This window comes from Bacillus sp. FSL K6-1284 (assembly GCF_038002625.1).
Classification (GTDB): domain Bacteria; phylum Bacillota; class Bacilli; order Bacillales; family Bacillaceae; genus Bacillus; species Bacillus paralicheniformis.
Genome location: NZ_JBBOCW010000001.1, coordinates 235,636 through 252,910, shown reverse-complemented (window position 1 = coordinate 252,910; position 17,275 = coordinate 235,636). Strand labels below are relative to the sequence as shown.

Annotated in this window: 19 protein-coding genes; 11 read left to right on the top strand and 8 right to left on the bottom strand. The window is 45.4% G+C overall.

Translation table 11 applies throughout. The features are described from left to right. Positions 1 to 8: 8 nt before the first annotated feature. A complete protein-coding gene (locus MHB72_RS01405) occupies positions 9 to 776 on the top strand; it encodes a SurA N-terminal domain-containing protein (RefSeq protein ID WP_023857740.1) in 768 nt (255 codons plus the stop codon). 50 nt (positions 777 to 826) lie between these two features. Here MHB72_RS01405 and MHB72_RS01400 read toward each other — a convergent pair whose 3' ends face one another. The 3 genes from MHB72_RS01400 to MHB72_RS01390 are packed head-to-tail and all read right to left on the bottom strand — an operon-like array spanning position 827 to position 3,704. Beyond that, the gene (locus MHB72_RS01400; RefSeq protein ID WP_216921649.1) at positions 827 to 1,882 is read right to left on the bottom strand and encodes an iron-containing alcohol dehydrogenase family protein; all 1,056 of its coding nucleotides are present in this window, start codon (positions 1,880 to 1,882) and stop codon (positions 827 to 829) included. Between the two features lie 17 nt (positions 1,883 to 1,899). Continuing rightward, positions 1,900 to 3,015 carry a saccharopine dehydrogenase family protein gene (locus MHB72_RS01395; RefSeq protein WP_216921652.1) on the bottom strand — a complete coding sequence of 372 codons (1,116 nt, stop codon included), beginning with the start codon at positions 3,013 to 3,015 and terminating at the stop codon, positions 1,900 to 1,902. Further along, complete coding sequence (locus MHB72_RS01390) at positions 3,012 to 3,704, bottom strand: class I SAM-dependent methyltransferase (RefSeq protein ID WP_212110275.1); 693 nt, start codon at positions 3,702 to 3,704, stop codon at positions 3,012 to 3,014. Before MHB72_RS01390 ends, MHB72_RS01395 begins: the two co-directional genes overlap by 4 nt. Positions 3,705 to 3,815: 111 nt before the next feature. Between MHB72_RS01390 and MHB72_RS01385 the strand changes: the two genes are divergently transcribed. After that, positions 3,816 to 4,862: a helix-turn-helix transcriptional regulator gene (locus tag MHB72_RS01385; RefSeq protein WP_224066835.1), complete on the top strand. Its 1,047-nt coding sequence runs from the start codon at positions 3,816 to 3,818 to the stop codon at positions 4,860 to 4,862. Between the two features lie 122 nt (positions 4,863 to 4,984). Here MHB72_RS01385 and MHB72_RS01380 read toward each other — a convergent pair whose 3' ends face one another. Beyond that, on the bottom strand, positions 4,985 to 5,452 hold the full coding sequence (locus tag MHB72_RS01380; RefSeq protein ID WP_025810853.1) for a helix-turn-helix domain-containing protein: 468 nt from the start codon (positions 5,450 to 5,452) through the stop codon (positions 4,985 to 4,987). A gap of 250 nt (positions 5,453 to 5,702) precedes the next feature. Between MHB72_RS01380 and MHB72_RS01375 the strand changes: the two genes are divergently transcribed. From MHB72_RS01375 to MHB72_RS01355, 5 genes are all read left to right on the top strand, one after another. Next, positions 5,703 to 6,539 (top strand): AraC family ligand binding domain-containing protein, encoded by an 837-nt coding sequence (locus MHB72_RS01375; RefSeq protein WP_023857734.1) that lies wholly within the window; start codon positions 5,703 to 5,705, stop codon positions 6,537 to 6,539. Beyond that, on the top strand, positions 6,536 to 7,444 hold the full coding sequence (locus tag MHB72_RS01370; RefSeq protein WP_216921655.1) for a DMT family transporter: 909 nt from the start codon (positions 6,536 to 6,538) through the stop codon (positions 7,442 to 7,444). Before MHB72_RS01375 ends, MHB72_RS01370 begins: the two co-directional genes overlap by 4 nt. Continuing rightward, positions 7,441 to 7,860, top strand: a complete 420-nt coding sequence (locus tag MHB72_RS01365) for a DUF2000 domain-containing protein (protein WP_035337395.1) — start codon at positions 7,441 to 7,443, stop codon at positions 7,858 to 7,860. Before MHB72_RS01370 ends, MHB72_RS01365 begins: the two co-directional genes overlap by 4 nt. Positions 7,861 to 8,060: 200 nt before the next feature. Then, complete coding sequence (locus MHB72_RS01360) at positions 8,061 to 8,510, top strand: hypothetical protein (protein WP_216921658.1); 450 nt, start codon at positions 8,061 to 8,063, stop codon at positions 8,508 to 8,510. Positions 8,511 to 8,547: 37 nt separating this feature from the next. Continuing rightward, on the top strand, positions 8,548 to 9,021 hold the full coding sequence (locus tag MHB72_RS01355; RefSeq protein ID WP_216921661.1) for a hypothetical protein: 474 nt from the start codon (positions 8,548 to 8,550) through the stop codon (positions 9,019 to 9,021). A 38-nt stretch (positions 9,022 to 9,059) separates the two neighbouring features. On the opposite strand, the gene MHB72_RS01350 is transcribed toward MHB72_RS01355, so the two are convergent. Beyond that, positions 9,060 to 9,320, bottom strand: a complete 261-nt coding sequence (locus tag MHB72_RS01350) for a YiaA/YiaB family inner membrane protein (protein ID WP_020449960.1) — start codon at positions 9,318 to 9,320, stop codon at positions 9,060 to 9,062. A 149-nt stretch (positions 9,321 to 9,469) separates the two neighbouring features. Next, on the bottom strand, positions 9,470 to 11,104 hold the full coding sequence (locus MHB72_RS01345; RefSeq protein ID WP_216921664.1) for a Na/Pi cotransporter family protein: 1,635 nt from the start codon (positions 11,102 to 11,104) through the stop codon (positions 9,470 to 9,472). Between the two features lie 238 nt (positions 11,105 to 11,342). Between MHB72_RS01345 and MHB72_RS01340 the strand changes: the two genes are divergently transcribed. Then, positions 11,343 to 11,849 (top strand): DUF1648 domain-containing protein, encoded by a 507-nt coding sequence (locus MHB72_RS01340; RefSeq protein ID WP_216921667.1) that lies wholly within the window; start codon positions 11,343 to 11,345, stop codon positions 11,847 to 11,849. A gap of 361 nt (positions 11,850 to 12,210) precedes the next feature. Here the strand turns inward: MHB72_RS01340 and MHB72_RS01335 are convergent, their stop codons facing one another. Then, on the bottom strand, positions 12,211 to 13,083 hold the full coding sequence (locus MHB72_RS01335) for an SDR family oxidoreductase (protein ID WP_216921670.1): 873 nt from the start codon (positions 13,081 to 13,083) through the stop codon (positions 12,211 to 12,213). 266 nt (positions 13,084 to 13,349) lie between these two features. Between MHB72_RS01335 and MHB72_RS01330 the strand changes: the two genes are divergently transcribed. After that, positions 13,350 to 14,087 (top strand): sulfite exporter TauE/SafE family protein, encoded by a 738-nt coding sequence (locus MHB72_RS01330; RefSeq protein ID WP_020449955.1) that lies wholly within the window; start codon positions 13,350 to 13,352, stop codon positions 14,085 to 14,087. Positions 14,088 to 14,161: 74 nt separating this feature from the next. After that, entirely contained in the window at positions 14,162 to 14,827 is a 666-nt protein-coding gene (locus MHB72_RS01325; RefSeq protein ID WP_026580439.1) for a GntR family transcriptional regulator, read from the top strand. A gap of 39 nt (positions 14,828 to 14,866) precedes the next feature. Here the strand turns inward: MHB72_RS01325 and MHB72_RS01320 are convergent, their stop codons facing one another. Further along, the gene (locus tag MHB72_RS01320) at positions 14,867 to 15,484 is read right to left on the bottom strand and encodes a nitroreductase family protein (RefSeq protein WP_216921672.1); all 618 of its coding nucleotides are present in this window, start codon (positions 15,482 to 15,484) and stop codon (positions 14,867 to 14,869) included. 320 nt (positions 15,485 to 15,804) lie between these two features. Between MHB72_RS01320 and MHB72_RS01315 the strand changes: the two genes are divergently transcribed. After that, positions 15,805 to 17,244 carry a pyridoxal phosphate-dependent decarboxylase family protein gene (locus tag MHB72_RS01315; RefSeq protein ID WP_216921675.1) on the top strand — a complete coding sequence of 480 codons (1,440 nt, stop codon included), beginning with the start codon at positions 15,805 to 15,807 and terminating at the stop codon, positions 17,242 to 17,244. Positions 17,245 to 17,275 lie beyond the last annotated feature (31 nt).

Sequence of the window (17,275 nt, the reverse complement as noted above, 5' to 3'; positions counted from 1 at the left end):
GATATATTATGAAAAAAGGCATATCATCTCTCATGATCGGATTATTGGCTGTCGTATTGGGCGCCTGCACTTCAAATCATGATGATCAGCAATCCAAGGCAAACAATCAAGAAAAAACAGCCCAAAGCGGGCAGCAGGATCAAGAAAAGCAAATGAAAGCCATGCAGAAAAAGCTTGATCAGCAAAAAGTCGATGAAACAAAAACAGTGGCTGTCGTTAACGATGAAAAGATCACAGGCAAGGACTATAACAGCGTATTATCAACCGCACAAATGCAGTATCAGCAAACAGGACAGGATCCGACTTCAAAAGATGCGGCACAGCAAATCAAAAAGCAGGCCATCGACAGCCTAGTCGGACAGGCTTTAATTACCCAAGAAGCGGACAAAAAAGGCTACAAAGCATCTGAGAAAGAAATTGAAAAACAGCTGGACGAAAGCAAAAAGCAGTATAAAAATGAACAAGATTTTGAGGAAGCTGTCAAGAAAGCCGGCTTAAACATGAACACGCTGAAAAGTGACATTGCCGACAATATCAAAACAGAAAAATATATTGACAAAGAACTGCCGGCAGATCAGGTCACAGACAAAGAAATCAAAGATTACTATGATCAATTTGCCGCACAGCAAAAAGACAGCGGACAGAAAAACACACCTGCGTTTGACGATGTCAAGAAACAAATCCAAGACATGCTCAAACAGCAAAAAAGACAGGAAAAACTCGGACAGCAGGTTGAAAAACTGAAAAAAAGCGCCGATGTGAAAGTGGAAATTTAACAAAGTCAGCCATCCGTTACAGGATGGCTGACTCGTTTTATTTATCAGGTTTATTCAAGCGACTCTATCGCCGCCATCACATCAGCTTCATGAAAAGATCCCATCAAACATAAAGATTCATCCGGCCGCACGGCATGAGCGGCAACGGTCCGTTTTGCCTCTTCAACGTTTTCTAAAATGCCTAAATCGCTAAGTCTTCTCGGAAAACCAAGCCCTTCATAAAAGGGAAGCAGTTCGGCAATTTCATCTGTCCGTCCTTCTAAAGCAAGCTGCACGAGTATCCCGTAGGCTACCTTTTGGCCATGCAGCACACGATGGGTTTCGGGGATGAACGTTAAGCCGTTGTGAATGGCATGGGCTCCGGCCATTCTGCCATAGCGTCCCGCATATCCGCCTACTGTGCCAGCCAGCGCGATAACCGCTTCGAGGACATTTGCGAAAGATGAGGAGGTTTCGCCTTTTTCAAGACTTTCTATGGCTTTCAGACTTTCTGTCAACAAAATATCCCGAATATAGACAGACTGTCTCAGCCCTGTCTGAACCATGATGGAAAGCGAATCGGCCGTATTTCTGATGATCGCTTCGGCCTCATACCATTTCGCAAGCGTATCACCGATTCCGCTTTTCACATAAGCGACCGGCGAAGAAAGGAGAAGCAGCGGATCGACCAGCGTCAAATAGCTTGAGCGCTTATGGTATTGGACGCCCGAAAAGTTGCCGTCATCATCATAGATCACGCTTAACGGCGTGCTTGCCGCGCATGTTCCCGGGATCGTCGGAATCATCATGACTTCAATGTTCAACAAATCGGCGGCTGCCTTCGCCGTATCTAAGACGGTTCCCCCGCCTATCCCGATGATGACATCTGCCGATTCTGCTGCTTCTGCTGCTTTTTTAATCTTATTTAGGGAACTGCAGCCCGTATGCTGAACGACTTTCCAATCGTTTGGAGGCGTTGTATAACTCGTAAAAGCTTTAAACGATTTGACTCCAGTAATGATGACGGGCCGTTCGAATGCATTCGCAAATGACGGCAGTTCTTTCGCGATCCCCTCTCTGCAAACGTACTGGTTCGGACCGCTTCTGACAATATCTTCAGGCTGCATATTTCCCACTCCTTCTATTATTTTCTAATATTTATCATCTCACTTTCTAACAAGATGTCAAACGATATCACAAACCGGTCACCGGTTTCTTTCTGAATTAAGCAAGACTCTCTTCCTTCCCATTCAAGCTCAAACAGCTGTTCCAAATGAAATATTCCGTGTGGAAAGCTTCCGGTATACAAAGCTGACGCGGCTGCAGCGGCTGTCTGTGCGGTAATGAATGATTCATTTTCGCCGAACAGCGCGATGCCTGTCCCGGCGCTCCGGCCGTTTTTCAATCCTTCAGCATCCACCTTTACCGCGTATTGCGCTGATCCGATGTTGAGCGCCCCCAGCATACGGACCGCCAGATTTCGAATTCCCTTATTGTTTAAGAGCTTGGCTGCGCCGATTTTTTGCATGGCCACAATCAGCACAGTGGCAGGCCTTGAATCAAAGCAAAGCCGGGTAGAAACAGAAGGGACGGCTAATGTGCCTGGCAATGTCACCTGATCGGAAAAAGGAAACCGGTACGCTGTCCGGCGCCCCAATCGCCCGCCGAAGTTTGTCCGCCGGCCGTCTGTAAAACTGCTGACTTCCATCAAGCGTCCATTTTCTTTCACATCATACACCGTATTCAGATGGTCAACTGTCCACTCGATCGCCGCTTTTCCGTGGCTGTCACCTAAACCGAGCATGATCGCAATATCAATCCGACTCGTTTCATCGAGAGCCTGGGCGGCTTTCTGCGCAAGTAAATTGGTAAGCCCCGGAGCCAGGCCGACGCTTAATAATCCCGTGCCGCGGCATGCTTCGTCATTCAGCTGTTCAAGCTGAGTCAAATATGAACCGTTCGCCGTAATGTCGATATAATCCGTGCCGCTCGCCAGACAAGCCTCTGCCAACTCAATGTTTTCCTGATCGATGCACACGATCACCAGCTTCGTCGTCTTGAGCCAATCCCAGTCAGCCGGTGCATCTCTGTTGAAACGCATCGGCTTCACTTGGCCGCCCGTTTCCTGACTAAAACGCTCGGCGTGATCCAGGTTTCTTCCGGCAGCATACACACGGCCCGGATATTTTTCCCCGAGACTCCGGCAGATTTGGGCGCCGACATGACCGTACCCGCCGATCACGACAATATGTTTCTTCATTGTTTGCCGCCTCCTTTCACAGCAAACCAGCCGTCGATTACATAAGCGCTGAAAAATCTCGTTGCGTTTGTAAAGCCTGCTTTGCCGAGCAGATCCTCCACCTCTGAAGCCGGCACCGGATGAGAGCGGCTGCCGATTGAAGCGGAAAAGCTCTCCCATTCCTGTTCAGAAATCCCGCCTGCCAGCATATGCTCCTTCCAGGCACACATCTGCCACTTGAATGTCTCTGACGTCATGTCGCCTTGAATGGCCGCAATGAAAAATGGAGCGCCATCCGCCAATCTTGAGGCGATCTGCTGCAAAAATTCAAGCTTATGGCGGACAAAGTGAAGCACAAGCATGCATGTCGCAGCATCATATTGAAATCCGCACTCAAGCTGCTGTACTTCTCCTTCAATCAGATCGGCTTGAAGCTGAATTCCGGCGAGCTCCAGCCTTTTTCTCGCCAAACCGAGCATGCTGGCAGACGGATCGACTCCTGTAAATGACCAATTCGGGTGTCTTTTTGCAAGCGTCACGAGCTCCTGCCCACCTCCGGCCCCGACGACCATCACATTAGCCGCATCTTCAGAAAGCCGGACCGTCAACAAGCGATCCATCATATCGTAGAGCATTTCATAGCATGGGATTTTTAAAGGGATTTTCTTTTCGTATTGATAGACATCAGGATGATTCCAGTCCATGTTCATGACAAGCCGTTCTCCTTTTAGTAAAATTAATTAAGAATTGTTCTCAATTATAAAGGAGTTTCAACAAACCACCATCCCTTAAACCTGGGATTTTTAAAGAGGAGGACCGACATGAACCGGCCGTTAAAAGACATACTGAACGAACTGCAGCGCACAACCCGTTCTTCGCCCCAATATATCGAAGCCATGCTGTCTGCATTAAAACAGGCGATTCCGTTTGATGCATCATGCTGCACGGCTGTAGACCCCAAGACCTTACTGTCCATCGGAGCCGTCACAGACGATCAAATTGAAGCGATCCATCCGCAATTATTCGAGCTTGAGTACACGCAGGAGGATGTGAATCGATTCGAAGCCTTAATTCAGACACGGCAGACAGCGGCTATATTAAGTGAATCGGTCAAAGGAGACTTCCGGCAAAGCAAACGCTACAGCAACATTCTTGGGCCTGCAGGCTATGAAGATGAATTGCGCGCCGTTCTGCTCAGCAAGGGGGAGTGCCGGGGATACCTTACCCTGTTGAGGAAAAGAGGACAGCCGCTGTTTACAGAAAAGGATAAGAGCTTGCTCGCTTCACTCGCACCGCTTATCGGCCGGCACCTTCAGCAATTCAGACACCACCTGTCAAAAAAAGACGTGTTTCACATGAAACATGTCGGAGGCATTCTAATTTTGTCGGAAGACCTGCAGCCCTTGTCATGCAACCGAGCGGCCCTCCATTGGCTAAATATCTTGCGCGGCTGGGAAAGGATCGGCAGCGATGCCGTGCCGAGACCTGTCCGGGCCGTCTGCACGCGGGCAGCGGCTGAAACTGCCGATCCGGCAAAAACGGTCATCTCGATTCCGGGTCATTCCTGCCTATCCATTAAAGCGAGTCGTTTAGACGGCTTTGGTCCATCAGGCCAGATCGCCGTTTCATTCGAGCCTGCTTCACCGGCAGAAACCATACCGCTGATAGCAGAAGCCTACAACCTGTCCGACCGGGAAAAAGACATCGTGTACCGGGTCATCCGCGGACTTTCAACAAAAGCCATCGGAGACGAATTGCATATATCGGCTTACACCGTTCAAGACCACTTGAAATCGATTTTTTTGAAGACGGGCGCAGGAAACCGGAGGGAGCTGATGTGGAAGCTGCTTGATGATGTGCTGGAGTGAAAATAAAGCGGGTGGAAAACTGTTCTCAACTCCGATTCCACAGACGAGACACGAAGTGTTTTTCACTGTGTCTTGTCTTGGAGGAATGAAGACCAGCAAATTCAGAGGACTTAACTTTTTCTTCATTCCACCCCGTCCTGTTCATTGAACAGCTCGTCCAAACGCGCCACAGCATCCTGTTTTTCAAAGGTGCTGAACCATAGGTCGTCATACGAATCCAAAATGCGGTAATGGTGAGAAATCAAGTTTTGCTGAAGGCGAAACTCGCCTTTTTTCTCAATGTCCCGCCACCACACTTTTCCGCCGAGCGTCTTCCCTTTTGGTCTGTCGATGCTTCGGTGAGCGACAGTCTCCACCACCTCAAGGGGCTCATCCCCGAGCACGGCCTGCAGCACCTCACTGTTCCGAAAAAGCGCGCATACCGCGACAACATGCGCCCACCCCGCTGCCGACCTGCCCTTTTCAATTTGCACGAGCGTTTTCTTCGACATCCCGAGCACGTTCGCCATTTTCTCCTGCGTATAGCCGCTTTCCGCACGGATTAATCTTAACTTGGATGAAATGAGTTCGGTTATGTATTCTTTATCCATGGAGGAACCTCCGATGTTCTTTTTAGTGTAATATTACACTAAAAGTTACAATGGTTCAATTTTTATGACCCTGTAATTGCTGTCAGTTTAACACTCTCCTTATGATCTTCACCATTCTTATTCCATTACACGACAACTTCAAATTGCTCATTCTTTTCACAAAAATACTATTTTTCATTAAGCAACATCATACAAGAAATTTCTCAAAAACATGATAAACTTAAACATCATCACACCAAGGAGGCCCGACATGCGAAATGAAACCCGCACGCTTTTCCTCGACCCTGATCTAAATGTTGAAGCCTACCGCTTTAAAGGCATTATGCAGAAGTTTCCGAATCACTTTCACGAGTACTTTGTGATTGGTTTTATTGAGAAGGGGCAGCGCTATTTGCTTTGCAAAGGAGAAGAATACATCATTAATCAGGGCGATCTCGTGCTTTTCAATCCTTATGACACGCACAGTTGCGAGCAGATTGACGGAAAGGCGCTCGATTATCGCTGCATAAATGTGATGCCTGACGTTATGAGAAAATTTGTGAAGGAAATCACCGGAACCGACAGCCTCCCATATTTCACGGAAAATGTCTTGTTCCGTCATGAGCTGAACGCCAGCTTGAAGGAGCTTCACATTCAAATATTGCAGAAAGAAAAAGCCTTGAAAAAAGAGGAGCTTTTTCTCAACCTCCTCGAGGAGTTGATTCGGACGTATTCTGATGTTGCGTTTCTCGAAAATGCGCCTGAACCGTCCGACGAAGTCAAAGCGGTGTGCGGTTATTTGGAATCCCATTACCAGGAAAACATTACGCTTGAACATTTAAGCAAGCTGGCAGGCTGGAGCAAGTATCACCTCCTGCGGTCGTTTACGAAGCAGAAAGGAATTTCCCCCTACAGCTACTTGGAAACCGTCCGTATCAATCATGCGAAAAAGCTGTTGGAAGAAGGCGTAAAACCAATCGATGCCGCTTTCCAAACAGGCTTCAGCGATCAGAGCCATATGACGAAATTTTTCAAGCGGCAGGTCGGGCTGACGCCGAAACAATATATGAAAATCTTTGAATATGACAGGCAGGAGATCAAAGGATGAAGACAAGACGCGAAACCGCCGGACACCTCGCAGCTGTCATCACGATCATCATCTGGGGTACCACTTTTGTCTCGACAAAGGTGTTGCTCGAGGATTTTGCGCCCGTAGATATATTGTTTTACCGGTTTCTCATCGGATTGATCGTGCTGATTATGGTGCATCCGCATGTGCTGACATTCCGGAGCTGGAAGCAGGAAGCGCTGTTTGCGGGAGCAGGCTTATGCGGGGTGACGCTTTATTTTCTGTTGGAAAACATCGCGCTTACCCTTACCTACGCCTCAAACGCCGGCATGATCGTCGCGGTTATTCCGATGATCACCGCGGTATTGGCGCATTTTTTCCTTTCGGGCGAAAAGTTGGAGCCCCGCTTCTTCATTGGATTCGCCGCTGCTTTTACAGGACTTGCGCTCATTTTCTTTAACGGACAAATGATGCTCAAGCTGAATCCGCTCGGCGACATTCTTGCTGCTGCCTCTGCATTCGTCTGGGCAGCATATGCGATTTTGATGAAAAAAATCAGCACTTTCGGTTATCATACAATCCAATGCACACAGCGGATCTTTCTGTACGGCTTGCTATTCATGGTTCCCGCTCTGTTCCTGTTTGATTTCCGCTTCGACGCAAGCCCTTTCGCCTCCCCCGCCAATTGGCTGAATATCCTGTTCTTAGGTGCGGGCGCATCTGCGCTTTGCTTTGTGACATGGAACTGGTCGGTCGGTGTGCTTGGGGCGGTAAAAACGAGCGCTTATATCTATATGGTACCCATCATCACCATTGCCGCATCCGTCGTCATTCTGCAAGAAAAACTGACATGGGTTGCTTTTTGCGGAGGAGCGCTCACATTGGCCGGTCTTTATATTTCTGAAACAAAACCAAAACCGCAGCTGAAGGAGGAACAAATTTGATAGAAGAGACAAAATGCGCACTGATCATCGATGAAAGCCTGCCGCTCGGGCTAATTGCCAATACAGCTGCAATCCTGGGGGCTGCACTCGGCAAAAACAACCCCGGCCTGCTCGGAGAAAATGTAACGGACGGCTCGGGAATCGACCATTTGGGTATCGTCAAACTTCCAATCCCCATTTTAAAAGGCAACGCCGAGCTGCTTCATCAATTAAGACAAAAGCTGTTGACCGACGAATTCAACGATATTCTGACGGTCGATTTCACCGATGTCGCGCAAGGCATTCATACATATGAAGCATATATTGAGACATTTCAAAGCACCGCAGCTTCCGATTACAGCTATTTTGGAATCGGCGTTTGCGGCGATAAGAAAAAAGTCGCGCGGCTGACAGGAAGCTTGGGGCTGTTGAGATAAAATAAAGGTACGATTTGATGCTAATCCACAGTCATAATATTCCACTAATAACCAATACTCAACTGGACTTTTTACTGCAATAACATTTAAAATAAAATACCAGGTATATCATATCTCCGATTAGGAGATTTTTTTGTTCATGAAAGCTTTATAGAAAGAAGCACAATTGCTGCTTGTAACAACACTTGTGGGGGGATCATATGAAAAAAGACAAAGTAGCATTCCAAAAAGCACAAAATATGATGGATACAATTAAGCTTTTTAAAAGTGACGACGAACTTCTGCATTTTCTTTCAAACCAGGATTCTCTTTCTCTTAACCAATTGAAAGTCTACTGCTCTGATCCCGGATTCCCGTCCAGCTTGTTTATGAAAACCAGTTTATCCTGCAGCGTGTCCGCCATGATATTAAATGTTCTGTTCTTGATTAAAACAAAAGATTTTTTTCCTAGTCTGCCGATTATACCTCTATTATTCATTCTGTTTACAATTGGCTGCAGTCTTTGGTTTTATTTTCAGATAGTTAAATGGGGAAGAAAACCTGTTCAGCTTCCCCAACATTTCGAGCATAAATCCGGGTTCGCAAAAATAAATAGGATGATTGATTTTGTTTTGGAACAAAAATACCAAAACACACTCAAACATGAATGAATACAGAGATTGATTCAAGCAAAGCGAGGCAATTGATATGAAAAAAGATAAACAAATGCTGCACAAAACGAAAGAAGCCGCTGATCTTGTTATGTCCTACGACAACGAAAATGATGAAGAGCTGCTCGCTTATCTTGCCAAACAGGATGTTTCCGTATTAAGCAGACTGAGAGTTTATTTTTCGAATCCAACTTTTACATTAATTTATTTTACTAAATGGGCTTTTGCCAGCAGTCTGATTGCTGCATTTTTAACAACTGTCGCTTCCGGCACGATACCATATGTCCATACAGCCGGCATTCTGCTTTACCTGCTGGCCGTTTTGTTTTTGCTATCCGTCTTCACGCTAATCAGATTGTTCGTCATCGCCCGAAAAGGTGTTGTACAACCGATTAAACACTTCGCCAAAAGATCAGAAAATGCCCGAATCGTAAGTATGATTGATTTTGCTTTAAAACAAAACTTTAAAAACGTCCAGAAAAACCTGGACACTTCGAATCGCTTTTTCTGAACATAACAAAAGGCATCCCTCAGGATGCCTTTTATTCTTCACTCACCACTAGACAAATTCTGTCTTCTCTCCTGCTCCGCAATGATTTCATTGTCCTCGGCGTTGTCTCTCGTCACTTTCTGCGTCAAAATCGCGCCGACCGCCACTAAAATCATCACGGCTATGTAATAGCCTTTTTCATTGAGCTGCAGGTTGTCCGCATTGTAAAGGCCGATACCGAACAAAAAGACCCCCGCGAAAAATGTGAAATATGACATAACCGTAAAGGCCGTTGTGTTTCTTCTTCTATGTTTCTGCATCTTAATACCTCCTAAAGAATAAAACTATTATACTTTATTTAGGACAACAGAAGAAGAATGTTCTTCCTTTCCAAACACAATTTAGTAAATATGTCACACAGTGATAAAAAAGGCCTACAAAACAAAAAAACCGGGAATGACTCCCGGTTTTAATGCTTTTCTTCGCCTAAAACAGCTTCTGCAATATTGACGGCATGGTCGCCGATCCTTTCCAGGTTGCTGGTGATATCGACGAAGATCACGCCGGCTTGTCCGCTGCATAATCCGTCGTTTAAGCGAAGAATGTGCTTTTTGCGAAGCTTGCGTTCCATTTTATCGATTTGATTTTCTTTTTCGACTACACGTCTTGCGGCATCTTCGTTATTTTCCCCAAGAGCTGTGATGGACTCCTTAACGGTGGAAATGGTCAGGTCAAGCATTTCTGTTAAGTCCGCCATTGCAGCTTCGGAGATTTTTACCCTGTTGGATTGCTGGTACTCACCAAGCTCAACCAAGTTTTCAAAGTGATCGCCGATTCTTTCAATGTCTCTGACTGTGTCCATTAACATATGATGTTCTTCAGATTCTTGTTCAGAAAGCGTAGTGGCTGAAAGTTCGATCAAGTAATCGGTTATCTTCCTGTCCAAATTGTTAATCGCATCTTCTATTTGAAAAGCGCTTTGCGCATGTTTTGCCTGTTTTGTATTAAAAAACTCTTTTGTTTCCTCAAGTCCCTTTACCGCAAATTCACCCATGCGCAATACTTCTTCTTTCGCCTGTCCCAGCGCAATTGAAGGCGACTGCTGAATGAACAGCGGATCAAGATGTGTTGCTTTATAGTTTACAACCGAATCTTTGCCCGGAATCAGCTTCGTAACGATCAAAGCCAATATGCCGACAAACGGAAGCTGAATCAGCGTATTCGACGTATTAAAGATCCCATGGGCAAACGCAATCACCATCTTAGGGTCCAGCCCTAAAGAAGATTGAAGCATTAAAATCAAAGCTGTGAATGGCTTCAGCAAGATCAAGAAGATAGCTGTCCCAATCAGGTTGAACAATACGTGAACGGCCGCGGCCCGTTTGGCTGCTACTGAGGCGCCAAGAGATGCCAGTACAGCGGTAATCGTCGTACCGATATTGTCTCCGAATAATACAGGCAGAGCGCCGTTGAGATCTATTAATGAATCGGCAAACAGCCCTTGCAGGATCCCGATGGTTGCACTTGAACTTTGCACGAGAACTGTGAAAAGGGTGCCGACAAGCACGCCGAGAACAGGGTTCGCACTCATGCTGACTGTTAAATCATGAAAAGCTTCAACCGTCCGGAGCGGCTTCATCCCGCTGCTCATTAATTCTAAGCCGTAGAAAAGCGCACCAAATCCAAACAGAATTTGTCCGATGTTCTGAAATTTTTTGCTCTTTAAGAAAAACAGCAAAAATGAACCAATGGCGATGATCGGAAGCGCATATGCCCCAACGTCAAAGCCGATAATAAAGGCTGTGGCCGTCGTTCCGATGTTCGCACCCATAATGACGCCGATCGCCTGGCGGAGGGTCATAAAGCCGGCGCTGACAAGACCGACAGTGATAACGGTGGTGCCGGAACTGCTTTGAATTAAAACCGTGACAATCATACCTGCCAAAACACCCATCAGAGGGTTGCTTGTAAAACGATCTAATATGTCTCTCAGCTTATCTCCGGCTGATTTTTGGAGTCCTTCTCCCATAAACTTAATACCGATAAGAAAGATCCCGAGACCTCCAATGAATTCAAAAAGCAATTTCTGCACATCTATTTCCAAAGTCTTGCCCCCCAATTCGACATAAATCTACAAACCAAACACTATGATTATGATGGAGATTAAAGCCTATGTAAACGATTCAAATCGAAAATTTACAATAACTTAACATTGCCGGCTGATGATTTACATTCCCTTAACATTGCCTGGACTCACCGCAAATATACCCTATTCCAACAGGCAAAAATCCCGAACTTTTTCATGGGTCAAACCGTATTTAAAACTAAAGGAGGAATCATATATGCCAAACAAAGCTGACGGTTCTTACATTAAAATAAAAAAAACAAAAGGGGAACGGGTTTGGAACGCATTTGGCTATTTATTTTACCTGGGATCGATCATTCTTTTGGCCGCTGTCTGGGGATCGCTCCCCGAAAAAGTGCCTGCACATTACAACGCACTCGGTGAAGTCGATCGCTGGGGGTCAAAATGGGAGCTTTTCATTTTGCCGGGAATCGGATTACTTATCTTTCTGTTCATGCAATTCCTAGAAAAGCACCCTGAGATTCACAACTATCCAAAGCGCCTGAATGAAACAAATGCTGAACATTTCTATCTGCTCAGCCGAAAGTTGATCAACCGCTTAAAAAATGCATGCTTAATCATTTTTTCTCTCATATTAATTGAATCCGTGTCAATCGCTTTAGACTGGGGAAGTGGATTTGGCGGATGGTTTCTTCCGATTGCCTTACTCGGCACTGCCGTGCTGGTGGCCGTAAGTTTAATACAGCAAAAAAAGATCAAATAACGATCAGGTGCATATTTGTGAACGTTTTAATAACAAATCAAGAGAGACTGTCGCGGGATGATGGATGAGCCGCAATCCAAAAAAGAGGCTACTATCAAATGCTCTTTACAAGTTAATACACACTGCAAATTCGTGCGCTGCCATCAGCTTTCAGTTTTTCTTCTCAAGCAGCCGCACCTACCTGTCTTTTTATTCCCTCATCATTAGCTCTGGAATCCAGTCGATATTTTACTTATTTAATAAAAGGAACTTGGGCTATAAAGTATGTGCGGTGATTGTGGTGAGTCTTTTTGTTATCTATCTGTAAAAAAAGAGTGATGAATACTGTAATTCTGTTCATCACTCTTTCTATTATTGATTATTATTTCTCTTCTGAGATTCTTGCAACGATTTGAGCCAATCCTTCTTTAATTGGAGTGACCGGACGGCCAAGCACTTTTTCAAAATCATCGCTTTCGACTTCAAGTGTGCCTTCACGAATGCCTTTTTGGATATCGACAACCATCGGAATCAGAAAATCGGGTACACCGGCATTTTTCATGATATCGCGATAGGCAGCATCGTCAACATGCTGGACGGGTACTTCTTTGCCCAATACTTCGCCAAGGGCTGAAGCGATTTCTTCCTGAGTTAATAGTTTGCCTGAAAGTTCGTAGACGGTGTTTTCATGGCCTTCGCCGGACAGAACCGCTGCCGCTGCATCCGCGTAATCCTGCTGCAGCGTCCAGCCCACCTTGCCGTTCTCTGCTGATGTCACCCAAGGGGCTCCCGCCAAAACACCTTGAATACTCGACATTTCATTTTCCAAGTACCAGTTATTGCGCAAGAAGGAGTATGGAATCCCCGTTTTCAAAATCGCTTCTTCAGTTGCTTTGTGAGTCGGCGCAAGAAAGTTTTTGCTTTCGCGGGCATTCGCAATACTCGTATAAGCGATAAACCGAACTCCCGCGCGTTCTGCGGCGGCTACCGCATTGCCGTGCTGACGGATTCTCGTCTCATTGTCTCCATCGGCAGAGATGATCAGCAGACGGTCAACGCCTTGAAATGCGGATGCCAATGTTTCCGGGCGGTCAAAATCCCCTTGACGCACATCGACTCCTCGCGCCTGCAGCGCTTCCGCTTTTTCCGGATTGCGCACGCTGACCGCCAACTGATCCGCCGGTACAGTTTCCAGCAGTTTTTTCACAACTTTCGATCCTAATTTTCCAGTTGCTCCTGTTACTAACATTTTCATACTCAAATTCCTCCTGATGTTTTAATGTCGAACTGTAACAAAAAATGTTACACTTGATGTAACTATCATAATTACAAATAGACTGATTGTCAACAGGAATGTCTTTCACTTGGCTAAAAAAATAAAAGTAGACGACATACGCCCTCCTGGCTCTCTTGTCAATATGGAAATAATAGAGTAAGATGTTATCATTGATTTTGGTCGACCAGATACCGTCGACCCTCAGAGGATACGAAATCAGTTATTCATAAAGGGGAAGAAGCAACATGTTGATTGTGTTGGTTATGTTTTTATTAGGTCTTGTACTTGGCTTTGTCGGGGCCGGCGGAGCCGGCTTCGTCATCGCACTGTTAACGATGATGTTTCACATTCCGATTCATACAGCATTGGGAACATCTCTGGCCGGTATGGCTTTTACGAGCTTATCAGGAACGTACAGCCACTTTCGCGAAGGAAATATCAAGCTGAAAATCGGCTTAACCGTCGGCTGTTTTGCTGCAATAGGATCCTTTGCAGGAGCTAAGCTGACTTCTCTGATACCTTCAAGTTCATTGCACTATATGACCGCAGGAATGTTATTCTTATCGGCCATTCTGATTTTAATCAGATTATTCTTTTTGCAAGAAAAAGAAGCTGACCAGGAAACGAACCTTGCCTTTTGGATCAAGGCCAGTTTATTGGGAATCGTAGCCGGCATCCTGTCCGGAACGTTCGGAATCGGCTCGGCGCCTTTTATTCAAATCGGGTTGATGATGATGCTGAACCTGTCTATTCGCCATTCCGTAGGAACGACGATGCTCGTCATTATTCCGCTCTCGTTAGGCGGTGGGGCGGGCTATATTTCAGAAGGATTCGTCGATTATGTTCTGTTGGTCAAAATCTTGATCGGTACGATGTGCGGCGCATATGTCGGAGCTAAATTCACCAATGTCCTGCCGAAAGTCGTCTTGAAATCGGGTTTATTTTTAACTCCCGCCGTTTCAGGGTTCATTCTCTTATTTTAATTAACTTGGAATGGCTATAGCGGGAGATCACGAAGGAACCTGTGGTAAAATACGAAATGAAAACGAATACGAGGATGAGAAGCGTGATTGAAAAACCAAAACCGTTTTATGAACAATCCTACCATGCGATTAAGCGAATGATATTTGAAGGGAAATTAAAGCCCGGTGAACGAATCGCCGAAGCGAAGTTAGCTAAGGAGCTCGGCGTCAGCAAAAGCCCTTTGAGAGAAGCGATCAGAGTTCTGGAAAAAGAGGGGCTCATCGTCATCGACTCAAGAGTGAAGGTCTATCAGCCGACAATCAAGGACGTTGAAGAAATCTACTTTTGCAGAACGGCGCTTGAATCATTCGCTGCGGGATTGACGGCAAGAATTGCAACGGCAGAGGAACTGAAAACGATTGAAGACGTTTTGCAAAAAACGGAGGAAGCCATCCTTCAATCCAAGGATCAAAACACAATTATCCAATTAAATGATACATTTCACGACTTAATTATCCAATATACACGAAACAGTCTATTGCGGAAGCAGCTCAACGATTTGGAAGGATTAATTTATTATTTCCGCATTTTGAATTTTGAAGGAGAAAAACGGGCTGAAGCCATTTTGGAGCAGCATCGGGAAATTTTCCGCCATATGAAACAAAGAGACGACGGGCAGGCATCAAAAGCGATGATTCGCCACCTTAAGCTTGATCTTGACCACTTAGTCGAAGTACTGTCTCACCGCGGGGAAAAATGATAAAGAGGGCTGCCTGTCTTAAGGCGCCCTCTCCTTTTTTTAATAGAAAGAAACAAATTCATTAACCGGCTTGCGATATCCTCTCAAGCGTCGGCTGCTTTCTTTTTCTTTGCCGATCGTAATCATGAGGACGATTTCATGTGTATCTGGGATCTCTAGCAACTCGCGGACCTGATCGCTGTCAAATCCGATCATTGGGCATGTGTCCCACCCCCGGTTTTTGGCGGCAAGCATAAACATCATCGCAGAAAGAGAAGCATTGCGAATCGCTTCTTCCTTCATGAATGGCTCCCCGCGCGTCTCGTAAAATTGGGTATTGTTTTCAACCATTTCCTGCAGCTCAAAGTCCTTAATAATTCCTAAATCCCTCATGCCTTCGTTGATTTTTTCCGTTTGCCGGTAGGCATAGCGGTCTCCCGTCACTAAAATCACGGCAGAGGCTGAATGCACTTTATATTGGCCGCTCGCAGCTTCCCTGATTTTTTCTTTTAAATCCTTCTCCAATACCACTTTATACTTTGCGTGCTGCAAATTGAACGCTGAAGGCGCTAGCTTGATATCCTCAAAGATAGGCTCCAAATCTTTCACCGTAATTTGAACATCTTCCAGAAAATTATTTGCAGAGTGACGCGTTTCGATAAGCTCGTTAAATTCCATTTTCAAAAAACTCCATTCATCTATCCTTTTGCATAAATATCCTTATTTATATGATCGGCGGTAAGCTACCTATTGTTTAGCGACTCTCACATGAATCAAAGAGAACGCGTTACAATCCATCTGTTTGGGAGAGACCGCCGGCGTGGTGTCGGGCTTCTGTCGATAGACATGCACAAATGCCTTGTGACCGGCGTCATAGCAGCTTCTGTCATCACATTATTTTTTCTTCGAACCTTGTATTATTCATCAATCAACCATGATACGCCAAAATCAAAATGCTATAATTGAGAAAAAATGTGAAAGAAAGCAGCGTGTGAACTATGAAACTATCCTTTTTGCCCAGTAACACTTTTATCGATCCAAATGGTCAGAATATTAAGGAAATATCGATTCTTGTTGATCAAATCGTCAAATTTGTCGTTGAGCACGCAAGCAACGCCGGGAATCACCGCACTTTGCCTTCTCCGGAATCATCACATTACGGCGATATACCCGAGACCGGAATCGAATTAGAAGAACTCTTAAAAAAGTTGCAGGCGATTGTAAAAGACTCCATGAATCCTCTAAGCCCGAATTATATGGGGCATATGGATTCCATACCGACTCTAATGTCTTGTTTGGGCGAATTCGTCAGTACTTCAATAAATAACAATATGCTGAGCCATGAAATGTCGCCTGTCTTTTCGAAGATGGAAGTACAGCTTTTGGGCACCATTGCCCGTATGTTTGGATATGATGACAACTCAGGGGGCGTGATGACAAGCGGCGGAAGCCTCGCGAATCTTCAAGCGCTTGCAGCAGCGCGAAACTTTCAATTGAAGGTAAAGGAATCGGGGTTATTCGGTCTTTCCGGACAGCCGGTCATCTTTGCTTCAGACGTCAGCCATACTTCTTTGCATAAAGCAGCGATGCTGTTAGGACTGGGTACCTCCAGCATAATCCCGGTGAAAAGCAGCAGCGATTCGAAAATGGATCTTGACGATTTAAGAAAGAAAATCAGGCAGGCAAAAAATGCAGGCAAGATTCCATTTGCAATTGCAGCCACGGCCGGAACGACGGTAACAGGAAGCATCGACCCCATTCGATCGATCGCTGACATCGCAAAGGAAAACGGATTATGGCTGCATGTCGACGCGGCATACGGAGGAGCACTCATTTTTTCAGAAGCTTACCGCGATAAGCTGAACGGCATCGAAATGGCAGATTCCATCACATTCAATCCGCAAAAATGGATGTACATTGCGAAGACTTGTGCAATGGTTTTATTCAAAAATCACGGCGTTTTGGAAACCGATTTTCGCATTTCCGCCCCTTATATGAATGAAACAGCCTTTGCTAACTTGGGCGAAATCAGTGTTCAGGGCACGCGGCATGCGGATATCCTAAAGTTATATTTATCGCTTCAGCACATTGGATTAAAAGGCTACAGGGAGCTGTTGCATGAAAGCCTCGCATTAAAAGACGAGTTTATCAAGCAGGTGAAACAGCGCCATTATCTCGAACTGTCCAGCGAGCCTGATACAAATGTTGTCTGCTTCAGAGGCGTCCCGCATAACCTTGATGAAGCTCAACGGGATAACTGGAATCTCGAATTGCAGCAGTTTTTGTTGAATGAAGAAAACGTCTTCTTTTCATTGCCTATTTTTAGAGGGAACCGCTGGCTCCGTGCCGTTTTGTTAAATCCCTTTCTCTCAAATACCCTTATTCAAAGAGTTTTTGAAAAAATTGATGAGTTTTATGATCAGGGGATATCGCGTTAAATGAATAAACAGACTTTGAAGAGGAGGAGAA